At 44.2% G+C, this 19299-nt stretch carries 19 protein-coding genes, 1 pseudogene and 1 riboswitch; of the genes and pseudogenes, 6 read left to right on the top strand and 14 right to left on the bottom strand.

All coding sequences use genetic code 11. The features are described 5' to 3' along the window. Positions 1-156: 156 nt before the first annotated feature. Positions 157-666, bottom strand: a complete 510-nt coding sequence (locus ACQCN2_RS08330) for a DUF4446 family protein (RefSeq protein WP_426928426.1) — start codon at positions 664-666, stop codon at positions 157-159. Between the two features lie 208 nt (positions 667-874). Between ACQCN2_RS08330 and ACQCN2_RS08325 the strand changes: the two genes are divergently transcribed. After that, positions 875-1903 (top strand): PilZ domain-containing protein, encoded by a 1029-nt coding sequence (locus ACQCN2_RS08325; protein WP_426928425.1) that lies wholly within the window; start codon positions 875-877, stop codon positions 1901-1903. Between the two features lie 125 nt (positions 1904-2028). Here ACQCN2_RS08325 and ACQCN2_RS08320 read toward each other — a convergent pair. Continuing rightward, a pseudogene (locus tag ACQCN2_RS08320) lies at positions 2029-2307 on the bottom strand (hypothetical protein); the annotation flags it as partial. A 293-nt stretch (positions 2308-2600) separates the two neighbouring features. On the opposite strand from ACQCN2_RS08320, the gene ACQCN2_RS08315 reads away from it, so the two are divergent. After that, the gene (locus tag ACQCN2_RS08315; RefSeq protein ID WP_426928424.1) at positions 2601-3242 is read left to right on the top strand and encodes a YktB family protein; all 642 of its coding nucleotides are present in this window, start codon (positions 2601-2603) and stop codon (positions 3240-3242) included. A gap of 111 nt (positions 3243-3353) precedes the next feature. Here ACQCN2_RS08315 and ACQCN2_RS08310 read toward each other — a convergent pair whose 3' ends face one another. Beyond that, positions 3354-4325, bottom strand: a complete 972-nt coding sequence (locus tag ACQCN2_RS08310) for an NAD(P)H-dependent flavin oxidoreductase (protein ID WP_426928423.1) — start codon at positions 4323-4325, stop codon at positions 3354-3356. Between the two features lie 289 nt (positions 4326-4614). Between ACQCN2_RS08310 and ACQCN2_RS08305 the strand changes: the two genes are divergently transcribed. Beyond that, positions 4615-6087 carry an aminotransferase class I/II-fold pyridoxal phosphate-dependent enzyme gene (locus ACQCN2_RS08305; protein WP_426928422.1) on the top strand — a complete coding sequence of 491 codons (1473 nt, stop codon included), beginning with the start codon at positions 4615-4617 and terminating at the stop codon, positions 6085-6087. A 94-nt stretch (positions 6088-6181) separates the two neighbouring features. Here the strand turns inward: ACQCN2_RS08305 and ACQCN2_RS08300 are convergent, their stop codons facing one another. The 4 genes from ACQCN2_RS08300 to ACQCN2_RS08285 form a co-directional block, all read right to left on the bottom strand. Next, the gene (locus ACQCN2_RS08300) at positions 6182-8311 is read right to left on the bottom strand and encodes a TolB family protein (protein WP_426928421.1); all 2130 of its coding nucleotides are present in this window, start codon (positions 8309-8311) and stop codon (positions 6182-6184) included. 177 nt (positions 8312-8488) lie between these two features. Continuing rightward, positions 8489-8611 carry a GapA-binding peptide SR1P gene (locus ACQCN2_RS08295; RefSeq protein ID WP_426928420.1) on the bottom strand — a complete coding sequence of 41 codons (123 nt, stop codon included), beginning with the start codon at positions 8609-8611 and terminating at the stop codon, positions 8489-8491. Between the two features lie 145 nt (positions 8612-8756). After that, a complete protein-coding gene (locus ACQCN2_RS08290; protein WP_426928419.1) occupies positions 8757-9584 on the bottom strand; it encodes an alpha/beta hydrolase in 828 nt (275 codons plus the stop codon). A 135-nt stretch (positions 9585-9719) separates the two neighbouring features. Further along, a complete protein-coding gene (locus ACQCN2_RS08285; protein ID WP_426928418.1) occupies positions 9720-10019 on the bottom strand; it encodes a DUF3055 domain-containing protein in 300 nt (99 codons plus the stop codon). Between the two features lie 229 nt (positions 10020-10248). Between ACQCN2_RS08285 and ACQCN2_RS08280 the strand changes: the two genes are divergently transcribed. Further along, complete coding sequence (locus ACQCN2_RS08280; RefSeq protein ID WP_426928417.1) at positions 10249-11229, top strand: 4Fe-4S binding protein; 981 nt, start codon at positions 10249-10251, stop codon at positions 11227-11229. A gap of 150 nt (positions 11230-11379) precedes the next feature. Here the strand turns inward: ACQCN2_RS08280 and ACQCN2_RS08275 are convergent, their stop codons facing one another. Beyond that, positions 11380-11904, bottom strand: a complete 525-nt coding sequence (locus ACQCN2_RS08275) for a MarR family winged helix-turn-helix transcriptional regulator (protein WP_426928416.1) — start codon at positions 11902-11904, stop codon at positions 11380-11382. A gap of 179 nt (positions 11905-12083) precedes the next feature. Here ACQCN2_RS08275 and ACQCN2_RS08270 point away from each other — a divergent pair, with 179 nt between their 5' ends. Both ACQCN2_RS08270 and ACQCN2_RS08265 read left to right on the top strand, forming a co-directional pair. Next, positions 12084-12512, top strand: coding sequence for a DUF1885 family protein (locus ACQCN2_RS08270; RefSeq protein WP_426928415.1), 429 nt, complete (start codon positions 12084-12086; stop codon positions 12510-12512). Between the two features lie 136 nt (positions 12513-12648). Continuing rightward, on the top strand, positions 12649-13707 hold the full coding sequence (locus ACQCN2_RS08265) for a serine hydrolase domain-containing protein (protein WP_426928414.1): 1059 nt from the start codon (positions 12649-12651) through the stop codon (positions 13705-13707). 27 nt (positions 13708-13734) lie between these two features. On the opposite strand, the gene ACQCN2_RS08260 is transcribed toward ACQCN2_RS08265, so the two are convergent. From ACQCN2_RS08260 to map, 6 genes are all read right to left on the bottom strand, one after another. Further along, entirely contained in the window at positions 13735-14100 is a 366-nt protein-coding gene (locus tag ACQCN2_RS08260; protein WP_426928413.1) for a DUF4912 domain-containing protein, read from the bottom strand. A 106-nt stretch (positions 14101-14206) separates the two neighbouring features. Further along, positions 14207-14800, bottom strand: a complete 594-nt coding sequence (locus tag ACQCN2_RS08255) for a hypothetical protein (protein WP_426928412.1) — start codon at positions 14798-14800, stop codon at positions 14207-14209. 241 nt (positions 14801-15041) lie between these two features. Continuing rightward, positions 15042-16181 carry an N-acetyldiaminopimelate deacetylase gene (locus ACQCN2_RS08250; protein ID WP_426928411.1) on the bottom strand — a complete coding sequence of 380 codons (1140 nt, stop codon included), beginning with the start codon at positions 16179-16181 and terminating at the stop codon, positions 15042-15044. Beyond that, on the bottom strand, positions 16178-17362 hold the full coding sequence (locus tag ACQCN2_RS08245; protein ID WP_426928664.1) for an aspartate aminotransferase family protein: 1185 nt from the start codon (positions 17360-17362) through the stop codon (positions 16178-16180). Before ACQCN2_RS08245 ends, ACQCN2_RS08250 begins: the two co-directional genes overlap by 4 nt. 73 nt (positions 17363-17435) lie before the next feature. After that, positions 17436-18146 (bottom strand): 2,3,4,5-tetrahydropyridine-2,6-dicarboxylate N-acetyltransferase, encoded by a 711-nt coding sequence (dapD, locus tag ACQCN2_RS08240; protein ID WP_426928410.1) that lies wholly within the window; start codon positions 18144-18146, stop codon positions 17436-17438. A gap of 130 nt (positions 18147-18276) precedes the next feature. Continuing rightward, positions 18277-18457, bottom strand: a riboswitch (Lysine riboswitch). 66 nt (positions 18458-18523) lie between these two features. Next, entirely contained in the window at positions 18524-19276 is a 753-nt protein-coding gene (gene map, locus ACQCN2_RS08235; protein WP_426928409.1) for a type I methionyl aminopeptidase, read from the bottom strand. Positions 19277-19299: the final 23 nt, after the last annotated feature.

The following is a 19299-nucleotide window of genomic DNA, read 5'->3' as shown; positions in this document are numbered from 1 at the left end:
TTTTTTATTATACATGAATTGTAATAAAAAATCCTCCCGTATAAACGGGAGAATCTCGGAAAAATCATGGTTTTTCACCGAGTAATCGGATTTTCGATAGTTGGCTTACTCTTGATCAATTTATCTCCAGATTCCTCTGAAATTGAGCCTATCCTCTTATTTTCCTTGGGCTTTTCCCATTAGACTCGCTTTTTTCAACACAGCCAGTTCTTCCTCAGACAGGTTATAAACGGACTTTCCGCCTTCAATTGGCTTCGCGTATGTTCTGGATTCTTCTCTTCCGTAGATGCTCGTAATAACGACTCCGTTCTGATATTCGTCCACTAACGCCAAAGAGAAGCTTAAATCACTCCCTACCTCTCCAAACGCATTGTAGCGAATAATCGCTAAATTACCCGCGGATTGAGCGATTCGCTGTGACAAGCGATTGATTGTGAATTGCTGATCATCCTGCTTGTTTCTGCAATCTTCAATATGATCAAACAGTTTCCCCAACTGCTCTTCAATGTTACGTCCGTCACTTCCTGTGAAGAACCGTTTCATCCGCTTTTTCAGTTTACTAATTTGAATGCCTTGTACGAGCACAATCATGAACAACACCAGGCAGATCGCCGCAATTATTATTGGTACGATTGGCTGTGAAAACAAGAGTAAAAATGCTTGCATGATTTTCCTAGTCTTCCCTTCTCAAACTGTCAAGTCGTTCCCTATTTTACTCCTGACTTTCGCATTGTTCAAACGGAAGTTATTTTCATTAGTCAAAAAACCTTCAATACCCGGCTTGTTCAAAATGTTCTATACTAAAGGAATACTATCTATTGTAGAGCAGAACTGGCAAAAAACGCACAAATATCCTTTGAAAGAAGGGATGTCCATGACGGATGCTTCACTTCTGTATCTTCAACTGATTCCTGTAGAACAAAAAGGCTGGTTGACACTTCGATTCCAAAATGACCAGCAAATGACTGCCGCTGCCTCTATCGGCCACATCAGCCCGAACTCGATTGTAGTGTTATCCTCCTGGCAAACCGTTATTCCCACTGAGCACATTCTTCAAGCCGAGTTTCGCTACATCGACAACTCGGGGATCTACACCCTTGTAGCCGATCACTTACAGGCAACACTCTCCCCAACAGGCGGTCTTTGTTTGACTTTACAGCCTCCGTTTCAGATGACCCACAAGCAACAGCGCAACTTTATTCGAATTGAACCCGATGAGCAAGTACCCATTGTTTTTAGTCCTTTGTATCCTGACGACTATCCAGCGGGTCAAGGAATCATCAAGGATATCAGCGGAAGCGGCCTTCGGTTTATGACCCAAGAATTCATCCATAAAGACTCGATCCTTACATTCTCATTTCAACTACCTGATTCAGATGAAAAGATTCATGCCGTTGGACAAGTTGTTCGCAAAGCGTTTGTGGACGACCTATCGATTCCTTCTGTTCGATTCCTAGAAATTGACACGTCACAACAACAACAAATCATCGCCTACTGTGTGGCTGAACAACTTCGTATTGCCCAAAACCAACAAAAGCAAAAACGTAAATTTGCGCGGATCTCCTTACAAGCATCGCTTCCTGTTCAAATCCGTTCCATCGATGATCCTACGATGCATGACGCCACAATTGTAAATATAGGCGGTGGCGGTATGCTGGTCCAATATGTAAAGTCCCTACCCAATACTCCACTTTATGAACTGACATTTGCGCTTCCTCATACATCCACATTATTGGCTTATGCCAAAGTCGTTGAAAAAACCATCACTCCTGACTGGTCACGCTATCATTTTGAATTCGTAGAGATTCATCCCAAGGCTCAGGGACTGATTGTGGACTATGTTTTAAACCAGCAGCTTTCACTCATACATGAATCAGCCACAGTGATCGGTTCTCCCCTTTAATCTGGAATAACGCAAAGAAGCGGTATCTTCAACATTTGAAGAAACCGCTTCCTATTCTGAATTACATTCGATTGGCTGCATGATCAACCTACCTATCCGTCATTGTGGGAATCTTCGAGATTGGATCAAGCCTCGAGCAACAGCATTTCCCTTCTCAACTTTCGCAACAATTCCCGCGATTTGTTCATTTGATCGGTGTCGTTCATTTGCATCGCATCATATAAGGTAGAAAGTTCATAGTCCAATTCTAATCGAAGTACAGGAATTCTCTCCTCAGCGTCACGACGTTTCAACGCGGCAATTACCTGATCCATGGTCACACTGCATGCTTTTTCGTAAATCATCTTGTTCTCAGCTCCTTTGATCTCAACTATTCTGATCCCCTCGCCGCATCGGATTTTTTCTTACGACGAAGTGGTTTCATTGACCGTTTTCACCATGTCCTGCATTTCACAGAATACTCTGACTAATCATGTTGTAGGTTGATTGGAGCGGTTGGTATATCATATTATTCAGAATCTCTTTTTGCTATTCCCCAACTCCTTTTTCTTTCTTGTACCTATTCTGCATTTGCTCTTCTTTTCGTTGAGGTTATGTTATCATATGGGGAGCCTTGTTAAGATTTGACTTAAAATCGCGCCCTTTTTTACTAAAGGATAAATAAGCCTCAAGCAGCAGGAAAGGAGTACATATCGCAATGATTACTTTTACAGGATTTCATTCAGAAGACTTTGATGTATTTACCGTTGATGGTCTTGATGCGCGAATGGATGCGATTAAGACAACCATCCGTCCTAAATTTGAGCTCCTTGCCGAGAAGTTCACCCCGCTTTTGTCTGTTACTTGCGGCAATGAAATGGCCCCTCATATTGCCAAGCACGCCAGACGGACAGTCAATCCTCCCCAAGATACGTGGATCGCATGGGCCGCAGATAAACGCGGATATAAGAAACATCCTCACTTTCAAATTGGTCTGTGGGAGACACATTTGTTTATCTGGTATGCCGTTATCTATGAGTCTCCGTTTAAACAAGAAATCGCACAATCCATGACGAATCATTTGGAGCAAATCTTACAATTGGTTCCAGATGAGTTTCGTTGGTCCCCTGATCACACTTCGCCAAAAAGCACGACGCAGCGTGAATTAGGTAAGGACGGTGTACATCAACTGATTCATCGATTGGAAACCATAAAAAAAGCGGAGCTGCTTTGCGGGATTACGATTGATCGTCACGATCCGATCCTCAGGGATGGCCCTGGATTGCTTGCTCGAATGGAAGATACTTTCGAAATATTGACTCAGTTGTACAAGCTTAGCAGACCGGCAGTTCGCCTGTAAGGGATGCGGGTGCGGATGTAAGTTAATATATATGCAGAAGAACAGGTCCGCTTTCATCCAGCTGCGAACCTGTTCTTTCTATTTTGAGGTGTCCTGGGAAATCAGATGGACTTATTCTTTTGAAAAAATTGCTCGCTGAAGACGATTGCTGATTTGCTCCGCTTGGGTAAACATACGGTCAAACAATTCCTGTACGGTTGGCACATCCTGGATGAGTCCGATCACTTGACCAGCCCAACCAAAGCCCCTCTCATCATTACCTTCATAGATGAACGCCCGATTGTTCGCGCCGCTGATGTGCTCCTTCAATTGCTCATAGCCGAACCCCTTGTGCTCCATTTCGAGAATGGCCTCTGAACCCTTGGTCCGTACCACGCGCGCAGGTGCGCCCAGTGTGCGTTTAATTACGGAGGTGTCGTGTTCTGTTCCCTTCAACAAGGCTTCTTTATACGCCGGATGGGCATGAACACACTCTTGAGTCGCGATAAATCGCGTACCCATCTCCACTCCTTCCGCCCCCAAAGCCAGTGCCGCCATAATGCCTCGACCGTCTCCAATTCCACCACTGGCAAGAACGGGGATCTTCACAGCATCAACAACGCGCGGGATAAGCACCATCGTACCGATATCATCTCGTCCAAGGTGTCCGCCGCCTTCCTGTCCAACCGCCATGACAGCGTCTGCTCCAATCGCTTCTGCCTTTTGCGCCTGACGTACGGCGGCGACCAGCACCAGCTTCTTCACATCGTGCCCGTCAAGTCGGCGGATCAACGGTTCAGGGTTGCCTCCTGTAATCGATACAACCTTCACGCCTTCTTCAATCGCGACCTCCAGCATATGCTCGTAAGCCCGATTATGCTGACCAATGGCAAAATTAACACCGAATGGTTGATCCGTCAGCGTCCGCACCTTGCGAATTTCTTCTCGCAGTGCTTCAGCGGAAGGCAGTGACATGGCCGTAATCTGACCTAATCCTCCCGCATTGGAAACCGCTGCAGCCAATTCCGCATAGGCCAAATAAGCCAGCCCTCCTTGTACAACCGGATAACGGATGGACAACAGCTCAGTCACTCTCGTTTTCATTTGAACGAACCCTCCTTATGTATATAAACCAAATGATTCATTTCCTTAAAATTGCGTCGATTCTTTAATAAATTTCTCGACAAGAAGAAAAACTCCTGCCCTGCTAAGCTTTTCCTAGCAGTTGCTTCAAAAAACTTCTTGCTTTCCCCCCTCTTTTTGCTATACTCAATTTTGTTTGTTTATTCACTAACCTTTATAAGACCTTAGCCATTCCAATGCTGTCGTCGAACACTCACGTTGAAGCGGCTTTAAGATACATTAAATTTGAAAAAAGTGAGGCGATATTGAATTGAGCCAAGCAAAGACCCCACTGTTCACCGGACTGATTGAACATGCCAAAAAAGATCCGATCCAATTTCATATTCCAGGACATAAAAAAGGGTCGGGAATGAATCCTACTTTTCGTGAATTTATCGGGGATAATGCCCTGTCTATCGACTTGATTAATATCGCTCCATTGGATGACTTGCACCATCCCAAAGCGATGATTAAAGAAGCTCAAGAATTAGCAGCGGAAGCATTCGGCGCTGACCATACATTCTTTACGGTACAAGGAACCAGCGGCGCAATCATGGCGATGATCATGGCAACATGTAACCCGGGCGATAAGATTATCGTACCCCGAAACGTGCACAAATCGATCATGTCCGCCATTATCTTCTCAGGCGCTATTCCAGTCTTTATTCACCCGGCTATGGATGAACGATTGGGAATCTCTCACGGCATTACGACCAAAGCGGTACAAAAAGCTCTGGATGCACATCCGGACGCGGCAGCGCTTTTGGTGATTAATCCGACCTACTTCGGTTTTGCCGGAGACTTGCGAGAGATTGTTCGCCTTGCCCATAACTACCAGGTACCCGTGCTAGTTGATGAAGCACACGGTGTGCATATTCGCTTCCACGAGGATATGCCGATCTCGGCTATGCAGGCTGGAGCGGATTGTGCCGCAACCAGTGTGCATAAACTTGGAGGTTCCCTCACGCAAAGCTCGATTCTGAATGTTCGTGAAGGACTCGTTGATGTTAATCGCGTAAAAACGGTTTTAAGCATGTTAACAACCACTTCCACTTCTTATATCCTGCTTGCTTCACTGGATATGGCCCGACAACACCTGGCGTTGAACGGTCACATGTTATTAGAGCGCGCCATTGAGCTAGCCGAACAAGCACGTAAACAGATCAATCTGATTCCTCGTCTCTACTGTGTAGGCGAAGAAATTCTCGGGAAGCCAGCAACGTTCGCCATGGACAAAACGAAGCTTCTCATTCATGTCAAAGATTTAGGAATCACTGGCTGGGAAGCTGAGAACTGGCTACGCGAAAAACACAACATTGAAGTGGAAATGAGCGACCTGTATAACATTCTTTGTTTCATTACAGCTGGAGACACTGAGGAGACCATTCAATCCTTGATCAACGGTTTGCGTGATCTTGCGGTGGAGTTCTCTCATATGGAAGCCGTGGAGAAACCCACTGTAACGCTTCCAAAAATTCCTGTTCTCTCTTTATCACCACGCGATGCTTTCTATTCGGAGACCGAGATTATCCCGTTGAAAGAATCCGCTGGTCGGATTATCGCTGAATTCATCATGGTTTATCCGCCTGGAATTCCAATTTTCCTCCCAGGAGAGATCATTACAGAAGAAAATATCGCCTATATTCTGGAGAACATTCATGCCGGGCTTCCTGTTCAGGGTCCAGAAGATGAAAGTATACAAACCATTAAGGTATTGAAACGCCAAACAGCGATCTCCGGATAAATAGATTAACCGCTTCCCCTTATAGCTGGAAGCAGCAAAAAGCCATTAGGTGTAAACCTAATGGCTTTTTGCATCAATCAAATTGTTTTGTTTACTATGGGAGAACCTCGATCATAATTTTGTCGAATGGTACTGTCAAAAACAATTGAACGATCTTATCACTGTTTTCTTTTGCCAATTCGTCAAACGTGTATTTGATTTCTTTGGAAGTGCCTTCATTGAAGATAAACACCACTTTTTTCGGATCGTTTTTCAGCAAGATGTCAACGAGCTCATCTTTTTTTACCAACTCATCCATGGTGTATTTGCCAGGCTGATTACCAGGATCTGTACCAGGATCTGTACCACCGTCATCATCCTTAGGCTCGGCAAATTGCATGGTATACAGCTCCGGTTTATCATCACGCTTATCGATCCAGACAATTCGATCTCCACCAAGACGAATCTCGGACGGATCAGCCTCATCGGAGAAATTGATGTCAGAGTATTCCAGATCGTCTAAATCATAAAACTGATGCTCAAATTTGTTGTCTCGGCTATACTCATTCGTTTCAAACATGATGAAATTGTGAGAGGCTTGTGGGCGTACTTGGTCTTTTTTAGGATTTCGGAGCAACGAATAGATGTGCTCACTACTGAACTCATAATAAAAAATATCCCAGTCATTATTTTTCTCTGACCAGACAATAAAGTCGTCAGCCAAATGGGCATCTCCAACCTCAACCGCGTCATGTCTTACCTCGAAGGAGCCTTCTTTATTGGAAAGATCAACATAATACATCATGTTTTTCTTACCCTTTTGTGTTACCCATAAGAGATGATTTCCCTTAATGTCTACCGATTTGATGTCAGCACCGGTGGTTTCTATCTCTGAAGTTTTTCCAGTCGAAAGGTTCGTAAGGTTAAGCGAAATGTCTCGTCCGCTTTCATCAATCCAGAAAAGATTGTTTCCATCGATATCAAAGAGGTTCTCTGATGGCTCCTCTTTGGTTTTGGTAACTTGCTTCATGCTTTGCTTTTTAATATCGTAGGCGAAAAGCGCTCTTGTATCATCGTCATACCATACGGCATAGCTGTTGCTTACGACAGGATGAGATGGAGCTTGCTTCGCTCCTGAAATCACCTTCATATTGGCAGTAGCAACATCGTAAAGCACGATTTCATCATGTTTTCCTTGATTGACGAAAACCACATATTTATCACTCGCATCGGGTTGAGCCGGGTCTCCGTTATGACTGCCAAATTGTGCGCTTTCTTCTTTTTTCAAATCGTAGAGGTTCAGTTTGTACTTCCCGTCTTCTCTGGTCACATACAACACGTCATTATCGTAAATCGCCGGGATACTGCGTGTATAGAAATTATCCGTGAAGGTTTGGGATTTCTGGTTTTTTAGATTAACGTATTTAAGCTCCCCTTTTTGCGCAAAAACGACGTAATTGTCATAGATTACAGGATTTCGGGAATCGTCGCTTTGATTCGTAATTGCCGTTTCGTTTCGATCAGAAATGTCGTAGGAATAGATGTTCTTAATTCCTTTGCGGCTATCCTCATAGACAATCACACCGGAGTCAATGGACGGGTTCTCTTGATTGTACGAATTGCTCGTAGCCTGTTTCTCTGTGTTCTTGGTCAAATCGTAATAATAGATGTCTGAATTTCCATTCCGTTGATCTTGCCAAGCCACATAGCCTTTACTTACAGTTGGAGCGCTCGCTTTGTTGGAGGTTGTGATTTGTTCGTCCGATCCATCTTTAATTTTGTACGCATAGATGTTGGATTTTCCGTTGCGTTTATCCGTCCATACAATCGTTGATCCGTCAAAGTCCATTTCGGTAGGAACCTCTGTTCCATCCGTAATCTTGGTGGTTTTATGTAGGGAAATATCATATAAGTAGATATCTTTTCGATTGCTCGATTCTTCTATCCAAGCCGCATAGTGATCCGCTACTTTCAGGAAGCTTTTGGTGCGACTATCATCGGCAACCTTTTCTTCCTTGCTGTTATCTCTATTAAAAATAACAACCGCTTTCTTCGAATCATCCTTTTCCACCCAGACAGCGTAGTCTTTGCTTAAGTCCATGCCTACGGAAATATCGGGTTCAAGAGCATCTCCGCCAATTTTCACTTCGGTTCCAATCCCGCTTGCCTGTACGGCTGGCGCACTCAAAAGCGAAGTTGCCAGTAGAGCTGCGGCAAGGAAACCGCCGGTACGTTTCTTCCTCATCTATATCCCCTCTCCCTTTCTTAACAGGATCTGTCATCTCTTTACATTATTAAGGATAGGGTAAGGGAAGTAAACAAAAAAAAAATAAAGCCTTGACGAATCCTTCATTCGAGAATCCATCAAGACTCATTCTTATCGTTAGCGTTTATAGGAAACGCTTACAAATTAGACATTTGATTATTCGTGCTCGTTGATGTGTTCTTCACACGCACATTCGCAAACACCGTATAAGGTTTTTGCCTGGTTGGAATCAAAATGATCGATAATAGTTCCACAGCTTTGACATACGATTGTACCCATTCAAGATCCCTCCGCAAAGTTGGTTTTAACATATCATAATTAACGGCTTCAACCAAAATTCATGTGTTTTTTTAACTACATTCATCTTAATATGTTATACCAATTACGTCAATAGGGTTTTTATTCACTAATTAGTATGTCACATTTAACTAATTTCGGTTTTCTGATTCATCTGTACTTGCGAATCGAGCCATTCTATCAAACATTGCAGTACCTGATCTCTCTCCGGCTCGTTCAATACCTCGTGGTACAAGCCAGGAAATGCGGTAAATGTTCGATCTTCATGCGGAACTTGCCCCACAAACTTCTCAATTCCAACTGGGTCGATCAAGCAGTCACTCCCCGCCTGTAAAACGAGCAGCGGTAAATTCATCCGCTTCACCCGCTCATTGGCATTCTTCATTTCACGCTGAAGTTCATTAAACCAACGCACGCTCACTTTTTTGAAATTGAGCGGATCGATATTGTATTGCACTTGCATTTTTGGATCACGGGTCACGTGATTCGGAGCAATTTCATTTCCCATTCGCAAAGTCGGCCACACTTTATCCAACAGGCCCGCGAGTGATGCCTTCCACGCCGGCACATCCATTTTTAATTTCAGACAAGGTGACGTCAGGATACATCCACTGATTTGTTCAGGGTGAGCGTATTCCTGGATAAAACGAGTTGCAACCAATCCGCCTAAGCTATGTCCCATCACAAAAAACGGCAGCGATCTTGGCAATTTGGCTTGCGCCATGTGCAGCCATGTTGCCACAGCGTCCAAGTATTGTTTAAATGACTCGATATGTCCTTTTAATCCCGGGGAGCGTCCCCATCCAGGGAGGTCTCCCGTTACAACATTATATCCATGCAAAACAAGGAATTCAGCTACATGCTCATATCGACCGGAGTGTTCCGAAGTCCCATGAATGAGCAGGATAGTGCCTTTGGCCTCGTCGGTTATCCAGTCACGATAAAATAATTCCATTCATTGTTCCTCCTGTTTCATCTGATACTTCCATCATATACCTAGCCGTTGCCCAATAGAAAGTGATCCCCGTGGAATGCCGGCAAAAATAAGAAAAGAGCAGAAGAAGTTCTCCTGCTCACTCGTTTGGATTGATTAATATTGATTTTCTTCAAATGGCATGGGTGGCAAGTGATCTTGGAAAAACTCTGAAAGTTCCTTGGCATCAATCGGACAGCTCAAACGGAATTTTTGTTGAAGATAATCTGGATTGATCGCGTCTTCGGAACTTAGAAGGGCGGATTGGCCTGTTTGCATACAAATGACTAATGCCTTACCGAAAAAACGATGAGTATGGACAATCCCGAAGTCAAAACGGGATTTGTCAGAAATGAAACCGAAGAAATTAACTTGGGCTGACTCTGTCTCATTATACAAAAAATCGTAACGGTCCATAGGCTCCCTCCTATTATCAGAAGTTTTTGAATTATCTATCCATTTTATCATATCACTCCACTCTTGTCACTTAGACCATTTTCCTATGTTCAACTAATGTTCAATCTTCTGTCAATTATGTCACACCAAATACCTAGGAGAGTATGCGAGAATAAAACAGTAAATAATTAACTGTTAGAAAACTCATGAATCTACAACGAAAGATTTTGAGTGATAAAGGAGAATGTGCATGGATAGCGCTTTCATTCGTTCATTGACGCAGGTAATAGCTCTGGTACTTTTTTTTCTAGTTCCGTTGTTGAACCTGTTTCGAATTGATTTAGTGAATCAGCATTTTTTCTTACTGACGGAGAAGTTTTCTTTTAATGAAGGATTTACTCTCCTCCTCGCTATTTTGACCCTTGTATTTACCTTCGTTTCCATTTCACAGTGGTTTGGACGCCAATTCTGTGGCTGGTTATGTCCACACAATACCTTCGTTGGATATTTGATTCGGGTAACCAAATGGAATATTCTCAGTAATCCAACGGTCCGCAATGTGATTGATTTGCTCTTATCGATTATTTTCGCGCCTATCATTACGTTTTGTCTTTTAGCTTATTTTATTAACCCGCTTGATATTTGGCACACGATTATTTCAGGTAACTTCCTGAATATCACGGGGATCGCCTTTATTGTACTTTTGGTATTTTTCTTCATTATGATTAATCGCTTGCGCTATAAATTTTGTCAGAACGCCTGCCCTTATGGCATGTTGCAGATGATCCTCTCCAATGGTAATCAGAAGAGAAGCCTCTCCAAAACCATGTTCTCTGGGGTCGGACTTGTTTTACTGGTGATCATGACAGCCTTGATCTCATGCACGATATACTTTGCTACCACCAGCGCCGGTTTTTACACAAGTCTGACAAAAAAGGTAAACGGCGTTCCTTCTGAAAAGCAACTGATTTACAGCTTCGATTTATCCGTTGAAAATCTGAAAAACAATCCGGTTCACTACACGATCTCGTATAAAGGGCTTCCACAAACCTGGCAAAGCACTACACCTTCCGAGGCAGATCTGGCCGCTAATGAAATAAAAGAATTTCCTCTCGTCTTCCGAATTGGAGAGGCTGACCTTGGCAAAAACTATATCATCGATGTAGTTATAACGAGTGAAACGGGTAAAACGGTGACGAAGAAACTGACCTTGTTCCCGATTCGTAAATAACGAACAGATTCCACTCCCCCATCTGATCACCATAGAAGTGACGGCAGATGGGGGCTGCTTTACCTCTGTATAGCTATTAAACATTCCAATAACAAAGAAAAAAGTTGACTCAAAAATTTGCGCCAACTTTTTTCTTTATTCATTATTGAGTTAACTTACGGTCTTCTCATTTAAGGGTAAACGCATTTCGCTTTCTTGTATCCAGCGAACCTTTTCTTCTCCATGTAAAGCTTGAGCAAGGAAAGAAAGACATTCAAAAAACAATTGAACCACAACTGGACTATAACGTTCACGTAATTGCTCCAGCGCAGAAGTTAAACGAAAGATTGTAGGAGAGTTTTGTCTGCTGGCTTCAATTACTTGTTTACCCAGTTGCGTTGGGTAAACATTGACAACTCGACCGTCTACGTCTGATTTCTCGATCGTAACCAAGCCCTTATCCATTAGCTTCTTGATGTGAATGACAATGGAAGAAGGATGCCAGAACGTCCACTCGGCAATTTGCGTCACCCGAACACCCTCGTATGAATATACGATCCAAAGTATATTCAATTGGACGGATGAATCCAGTTCTGCTGCTTTGGCGGCACGCTCCCAGTCTTCATTATTGACGACATTAATGGCACGTAACGTATTCAATGTCTCATAAACTTGTCGTATCGAAGCATCATGCATTCCATACACTCCCCCAATGGTTATCTATCTGTTTACCCGTAAACCAAATATAAGTACATTATAAACTTTTCTGAATAAACAAGCAATTGTTTTCCAATAGGATTAGTTGTCAAATCATCGCTTAGAATGCTACACTTATCCTTGGAATAAATGAAAGTGGATATGGGAGTGAACGTTTCGTGAATCTACAGTCATCCTACATATATTTGGTCGAAGGGTCTACTGCACCAACTGTTTCGCTTGCAGATGTCAAAATTAAATTGCAAGCTTTTGTCGAAGCTACTAAAAAAACTGGCGAACAACTCGGTTGGGATTACAGCAATTCTGCATTCCCTTACGTCATTGACGAAAAGCCTCAAGGAAAAGATTCCTGGTTCCTTCTTAAAGGTAAAGACCCGGACAGCTACAAGTCCATCATCATCGGTGTAGGCTCTAAAGCATTGAATGGAACCGAGCGCAGCTACATTCAGGTTTCCCTGCCGGAATCGGCTACACATGGCGATAAAGGAAAAGCGAACGAATTTACACGCTATTTCGGACGCGAATTTAAAGGGGAAGCTCACCTGTTTAATGGACGGGTTCAATATTTTCAACCTCGCAAGCCATAACCAATATCGTTTAAATCAAGCAGTCTTACCGTTTGACGGAAGGCTGTTTTTTTATGGAGCGAAAAGTGTTAAAATATTGAAAATATAGAACAAACGTTCTATTATAAAAGGAGTCAAAGAAAGCGAGTGATTCCATATGAAGCTCAATCTGGATGAACGTTTAAAGCATTATCATGTGGCAGGATTAAGTCTTGCTGTTATTGAAAATGGTAAGCTTGTATTGTCTCGGGGCCACGGTGTAATGGAGAGAGGAACAAACCATCAAGTAGATAGTCGCTCTATTTTTCATGCTTGTTCGATTAGTAAGCTTGCCACATCCATGCTGGTTCTCACACTTGTCGAACGTAACATTCTCGATTTAGATCGGGACGTGAATGATACATTGAAGTCGTGGAAGGTGCCTGCAAATGAATTTACTCAACACAAAAAGGTTACACTGCGGACACTCCTCAGTCATCAATCAGGATTCATCGACCCAGAGAGCAGTTTCAGCCCATTCGATCCTAATCAAGGAATCCCTGCAATGCTTGACCTAATGGAAGGCAGAACCTCATATTGTTCAGAACCTTTCACGGTAAAATATGAGCCTGCCAGCAGCTTCCACTATTCAGACGCTGGTTTTTGTTTAATTGAACAGCTTATTGAAGAGGTTACTCAAAAGTCTTTTCAGCGGTTAATGAACGATCTTATCTTCGAGCCGTTACAGATGAAAGACAGCCTACTAGAGTATCGCGTACCAGAAGAAATACACCAGAGATTTACGAGCGGACACCATAAAGACGGGAAAGTAGTGAACGGCAAATATCCGATATACCCGTACCTAGCCGCCGCTGGTCTTTGGTCAACACCTACAGACTTATCGTCTCTCGTCATCGAGCTCATGAATTCTCTTAACGGGAAGGGGAAGCTGGGGATTTCTCCACAGCTTTGCAGGGATATGATCTCCCCTCAAGGCTGCTCACAATGGACTGGCTTGGGTGTCTTCCTTGACAATTCCAATCAAGAGCTCGAAATCTATTCACTCGGCTGGGGTGTAGGATTTCAATGTATGCTGCTCGCTTATCCTTATGTAGGAGCTGGAGCTGTAATTATGACAAATACTGATTTAGGTGTACACCAAACGAAGGGCATTATCGGGGAAATTGTTAATGATCTGTCTTTTGGACAAAAAAATACAGGCTCTCTATCCACATAGAGAGCCTGTTATCATTCTGATTAAGTATTAAGATATAGCCTCAGAACGTGACAGCGAATAAAATCTTCCGTCAATCATACGAATTCCCAGGTCAGCGCAATATGTTAAGCCTTCCATGCAGCCGTAGAGAATCCAATCAGACGAACGATGATTAATATCAAAATCGGTATAGCTGTCTGTACCGTCATTCTTGATTTCGTTTCGTCCTGTCAGGTCATAAAGCCTTAGAATAAACGGCAGTTCCGCAAATGGAATACCAAAGTCTCGCTCTACTTCCTGACGAAAGTTCTCCGTCATAGACCAACTGGCTAACAGTGATTGATCGTCTTTCCAAGCAATTCGTATACTGGGGTCCTCTACATCTGTGGATGACCTCGCGGGATTCGTCTTCATCCGCTCCCATCTTTCCTTTCTCAAGTAAACTAAATTTGGATATATTCAGTTTATACCCTTAGGGTCGATTATACCATGAAAGCGTTCAAATTAAAATCGAAGTCAGCTATCTTCCTACAGTGAAACTATTTTCACCCACGATGGTATACGGGTCTTTGTCTGAGCGTCTCATCTTCAGCTGTACCTTGTATGTACCATAATAAGGCAACTTGGTGGAAATGAACGGCTCGGAGAAGAAGAAGGAATTTCCATTGATTGTGGAGAATTTCTGTTGTTTTCCACTATCCAATTCCTTTCCATTTGGTGCGATCAAAACAACCTGGCATTCAAGCTCCTTGGAAACAGGCGCGTCATCTACCTCAACGAAAACGCCAAAGCTGCGCGGGATGTCTTTGTCAGTCCAACCTTTTATCGGGTTGGTAAATACCAGACCTTTATTACGAACCTGTTGAATACCTTCGAGAACCAGCATATTTACCCGAGGTGTTTCAACAATTAATTTGCCGGATTTTTTATCATATGAAGTAAATCCACCCATTTTGTCTACTAAATCCTGAACGGACTCAACCGATGAAGCTGGAAGCTCTACATGGGTCCGTGTTTTATCCACCAACACGTCTAAGCTACCATCGCCTAATGCTGTCGTTGAAACTCCCACAATCATTAAACTAGTCAGAGCCATCAACGCTAACTTTTTCATAACCACTTTCCTCCAGTACGATTTCCTTTTCAACTGTTCGAAATGCTCACATCAAGCTTCCGAATTCTTTTCATATTATCTTAGACGCACCAAAGTGAAATAAGTTGTGCATGTTTTGATATTTTTTTCAACAGAATCCACAGTATCCACAGGCTTGATCTACAAGGATTCAGTTGAGTTATCCACAGAAAATATAAAAAAAAGCTTCTTTCCCCGACAGAAAAAGAAGCGACAGAAATTTTTACTTTATCTTTTTGCCAATATATGTGAAATAGTCCGTAATCAGACGAATTGCTACCTCGATCGCATCCTCGTTTGGTTCAATTCGGCTGTGATGTAGTCCGTACGGGGTATCGACACCGAGCCAGAACAGGAAGCCCGGTATATCCGCGAGAAAATATCCGAAATCTTCCCCAGTCATGGCTTCCGAGCATTCAATCAACTGAACCTTTTCGTTGGCTAGAACCCACTCCATAAAGTCATGGGTCAGCTCGTGATGATTATATACTTGGCAGTAGTTTGAGCCATAATCAATAGTTGCCTGACATTCGAAGCCAACCTCAATCCCGCGAACCAACGCCTCAATACGGGATTTGATTCTTTGCATCGATGGCATAGAGAGTGTGCGAATGGTCCCTTCGATACGGGCTCTCTCTGCAATAATATTTTGTTTGGTTCCTCCCTCAATTTTGCCAATCGTCACGACCCCCGAATCCAGCGGGTCAAGGTTGCGCGCAACAATCGTTTGCAGCTGCGTAACCAGATGACTGGCGGCCACCACCATGTCGTTGGCTTTATGCGGGTGTGCGGCATGTCCGCCTTTTCCGACAAGATCAATGAACAGTTCTGAGGTATTGGCAAACAGGATTCCCGGTTTGGTAGCGATGGTTCCCACCGGATACTCGGGAGCGATATGCAAGGCAAAAATCGCGTCAGGTTTCCAGGACTGGAATTCCTTACTTGCGAGCATGGGCAGAGCCCCGCCCGGTCCTTCCTCAGCAGGCTGGAAAATCATCAGCAAATCATCATCCACCGGGTTTTGGGCAAAGTGGCTCAGGATTCCCAACCCGATCGTCATATGCATATCATGACCACACGCGTGCATATACCCCTGATGTGTGGAGGCGAATTCATAGGAGGTCTCCTCTACGATCGGCAAACCATCCATATCCGCGCGCCAAGCTAACGTCCTTGTTGGATTCAAACCGCGTACGCGAACAAGAATGCCTGTCCGCCATGTCTTGATCTCCAACCGATCTTGCGGAAGCTGCTCGATAAACTGAAGTAGATAGGCTTGTGTTTTGAATTCTTGGAAGCCTGGCTCAGGAATCTGGTGCAATTCGCGTCTTATTTTAATGAAAGAAGAGCCTGTAGCGTTCATTCTACAGCTCCTTTCGAAACGACGACATGTTCAATGGCTTCTTGCAACAAGCTGATGAGTCGATCCACTTCTTCTTGCTTCATTGTAAGCGGCGGAAGCAGACGAATAATCGTTTTTTGCGTCACATCGACAAGTATGCCTCGTTGGAGCATATATCGTTGGATTCCACTTACTTGCTCTGCAGGCAATTGGGTCGGCAGTCCAAGCATCATGCCTTTTCCACGCAAACCCTGGAGCAGATCAGGATACTTTTCGCTCAAACGGTTCAATTGAGCCCACAAATAGGCTGCTACCGTACGAGATTTCTCCATAAATGCCTCGTCGAATACAACATCGAGTACGGCATTGCCCAAAGCGGCGCTTAATGGAGAGGGAGCAAACGTGGTTCCGTGGTCCCCCGGTTGAAATAAGTCGCTCAGTTTATGGCCAGCGATGAGTCCGCCAAGCGGCAGGCCTCCACCCACGCCTTTGGCAAATAAGATGAGATCAGGGGTCACATCCGCATGTTGGTACGCGAAGAATTTTCCTGTACGGCCAACTCCCGTTTGGATCTCATCAATGCATAGAAGCATGCCCTCACGCTCCGTAATCGCAGCCACCTGCTGAAGATATTCTATACGCAACGGAATGACACCGCCTGAGCCTAGCACCGGCTCCATTAAAACAGCCGCTGGCTTCACACGAGCGCAAAGGTCTTCCAGCTCAGCGATGTTATCCACCTCAAGCTCATACACCGGAAAATCTGGTTGTGGAAAATCCTGATAGACATGCGGTTGTCGAGTTAGACGAAGCGCTCCTAGTGTCCGACCATGGAAGCTGTTTTTCAATACGACGATTCCCTCGCGACCATTTCCCCGCTTGAGCGTCCACTTATGAATGAGTTTAATCGCCGCTTCTGTTGCTTCTGCTCCCGAATTCCCGAAGAAGACCTTACCTGGAATCGAATTCTCTACCAGACGCTTAGCCAATTGAATAGCGGGCGGATTGAGAAAATAATTCGAGATGTGCAGAAACTTCTCACCCTGCTCACGCAATGCTTGCATGACATGAGGATGTGAATGGCCGAGAATATTCACTGCAAGCCCCGTAAACAGATCAAGGTATTGTTTTCCTTCCGTGTCAAACAGGTAGTTGCCTTCCCCTTTGGCTATGGCAATAGGTAATCGTTTGTAAGTTGACATGATATAGTTTTCATCTAATGAACGCCAATCTTCCAAGGGTCTCTCCTCCTTCGCTTTGGACCTAGCGTGAGTATTACAGTTGGCGAAGCTCTTGTTTAATCTCGGTTTTGGATTTGGTTTTTTCGTCAATTTTTTTGATCACGCGTGCTGGTGTACCTGCCACTACTACATACGGAGGCACATCGTCAATCACCACAGCACCTGCAGCGACTACAGAGCCTTGACCTACTCGGCAGCCCTCCAGAATAACGGCATTGGCGCCTACAACAACATCATCTTCAATGATGACAGGGGTTGCGGAAGGTGGTTCAATTACGCCAGCTACAACGGCACCCGCTCCGATGTGACAGTTTTTGCCGATGGTTCCGCGTCCGCCTACGACTGCGTTCATGTCGATCATGGTCCCTTCGCCAATCACAGCGCCAATGTTGATCATAGCCCCCATCATGATGACGGCGTTATTGCCGATTGTCACCTGATCACGGATAATTGCGCCTGGCTCGATACGAGCTTGAATATGTTTGGTATCAAGCATAGGAATTGCCGAATTGCGGCGGTCGCTCTCCACTACGTAATCTTCAATTTGGTCTTTGTGTTGTTCTAATACTGGTGCAATCTCGCTCCACTCACCAAACAATACGCCTACATTGCCTGTGATGAACGTTTTGGTGTTAGCTCCAAAGTCAATGCCTTCCAATTGTCCTTTGATATGTACTTGTACTGGGGTTTTCTTGACGCTTTTCTGGATAAAAGCGATGATTTCGTTGGCATTCATCATGTTCATTACTTTCTACCTCCACATTGGTTTAACCATCAACTGATTCTTTCTTTGTACCGCAGGTAATCTAGCATTGACATCAACCAAAAAATGCAATGAGCAGCATATCTACTCATTGCATTTGATTCCCCTGCAAATGATAAATAGCGCTCCACGAAAGTAGCCTTTCATGACAAGATGGCCGTTATTCACGGACACCCCAGCCGATGTTGCGGGGGGCAACGTCGACTTCGGCACTTTGACCTTTCATTCTCATCCGGAGCCCCTTCTCCCGTAGACCAAGAATTACTGATTCGCAGCGCACCTCTATTTACACCTGATTCAATTGTATTTACTCTAACAGAATCAAGTGAAACAGACAACTAGAAATGCAAAAGAAAGTATTAAAGATCCAGTTGGGTAAGAATTCGCGGACCCGATTTGGTGATCGCAATGGTGTGCTCGTACTGTGCGGATAAACTACCATCTGCGGTACGCGCTGTCCACCCGTCATCATCGACGGTGGCATGGTACGTCCCGGTATTGATCATCGGTTCAATCGTAATCACCATGCCTTCTTTGAGACGAACGCCTCGTCCGGGAGGTCCGAAATGGGGAACAACCGGATCTTCATGCATCTCCTTGCCGATTCCGTGTCCACAGAAATCACGAACAAGCGAATACCCTTGAGACTCCCCGTATTCCTGTATCGCGTGAGAAATGTCTCCCAAACGGTTGCCGATCACCGCTTTTTCGATCCCGACAAAAAGGGCCTGCTTGGTCACATCCAACAGACGCTGTGCCTCGGTGGACACTTTGCCTACCGCATATGACCAAGCGGAGTCTGCCAACCAATCATTTAACCTGACAACCATATCAATGGTCACAATATCTCCTTCGCGCAACTCCTTTTTGGAAGGAAATCCGTGACAGATCACATCATTGACCGACGCGCAGGTTGCGTACTCGTATCCTTGGTATCCTTTTTGTTCGGGTGTTGCGTTATGTTTAGCCAGAAATTTTTCCACAAACTGATCGATTTCCCAAGTCGTAATTCCCGGCTTGATTAATTTCGCAATCTCTTGATGACAAGCTGCCAGAATCTGGCCCGCCGCGTGCATCTTATTAATCTCTTCCTCTGATTTAAGATAAATCAAAGAAGCCACCTCCTATACATCTA

The sequence above is a fragment of the Brevibacillus ginsengisoli genome, assembly GCF_050113715.1.
GTDB classification, from domain to species: domain Bacteria; phylum Bacillota; class Bacilli; order Brevibacillales; family Brevibacillaceae; genus Brevibacillus_H; species Brevibacillus_H ginsengisoli.
Note: the sequence above shows the minus strand (reverse complement) of the source record. Positions and strands in the feature narration are given on the sequence as shown.

Coding starts and splice junctions, on each gene's coding strand:
- ACQCN2_RS08275 (WP_426928416.1), bottom strand. CDS start 11,904: ATGCATGATGCTTCGATACGACAAGTTTATGAGACATTGAATACGTTA.
- ACQCN2_RS08290 (WP_426928419.1), bottom strand. CDS start 9,584: ATGGAATTATTTTATCGTGACTGGATAACCGACGAGGCCAAAGGCACT.
- ACQCN2_RS08310 (WP_426928423.1), bottom strand. CDS start 4,325: ATGAAAACGAGAGTGACTGAGCTGTTGTCCATCCGTTATCCGGTTGTA.
- ACQCN2_RS08315 (WP_426928424.1), top strand. CDS start 2,601: ATGATTACTTTTACAGGATTTCATTCAGAAGACTTTGATGTATTTACC.
- ACQCN2_RS08300 (WP_426928421.1), bottom strand. CDS start 8,311: ATGAGGAAGAAACGTACCGGCGGTTTCCTTGCCGCAGCTCTACTGGCA.
- ACQCN2_RS08260 (WP_426928413.1), bottom strand. CDS start 14,100: ATGAAGACGAATCCCGCGAGGTCATCCACAGATGTAGAGGACCCCAGT.
- ACQCN2_RS08330 (WP_426928426.1), bottom strand. CDS start 666: ATGCAAGCATTTTTACTCTTGTTTTCACAGCCAATCGTACCAATAATA.
- dapD (WP_426928410.1), bottom strand. CDS start 18,146: ATGAACATGATGAATGCCAACGAAATCATCGCTTTTATCCAGAAAAGC.
- ACQCN2_RS08265 (WP_426928414.1), top strand. CDS start 12,649: ATGAAGCTCAATCTGGATGAACGTTTAAAGCATTATCATGTGGCAGGA.
- ACQCN2_RS08325 (WP_426928425.1), top strand. CDS start 875: ATGACGGATGCTTCACTTCTGTATCTTCAACTGATTCCTGTAGAACAA.
- ACQCN2_RS08285 (WP_426928418.1), bottom strand. CDS start 10,019: ATGGACCGTTACGATTTTTTGTATAATGAGACAGAGTCAGCCCAAGTT.
- ACQCN2_RS08250 (WP_426928411.1), bottom strand. CDS start 16,181: ATGAACGCTACAGGCTCTTCTTTCATTAAAATAAGACGCGAATTGCAC.
- ACQCN2_RS08295 (WP_426928420.1), bottom strand. CDS start 8,611: ATGGGTACAATCGTATGTCAAAGCTGTGGAACTATTATCGATCATTTT.
- ACQCN2_RS08255 (WP_426928412.1), bottom strand. CDS start 14,800: ATGAAAAAGTTAGCGTTGATGGCTCTGACTAGTTTAATGATTGTGGGA.
- ACQCN2_RS08280 (WP_426928417.1), top strand. CDS start 10,249: ATGGATAGCGCTTTCATTCGTTCATTGACGCAGGTAATAGCTCTGGTA.
- ACQCN2_RS08245 (WP_426928664.1), bottom strand. CDS start 17,362: ATGTCAACTTACAAACGATTACCTATTGCCATAGCCAAAGGGGAAGGC.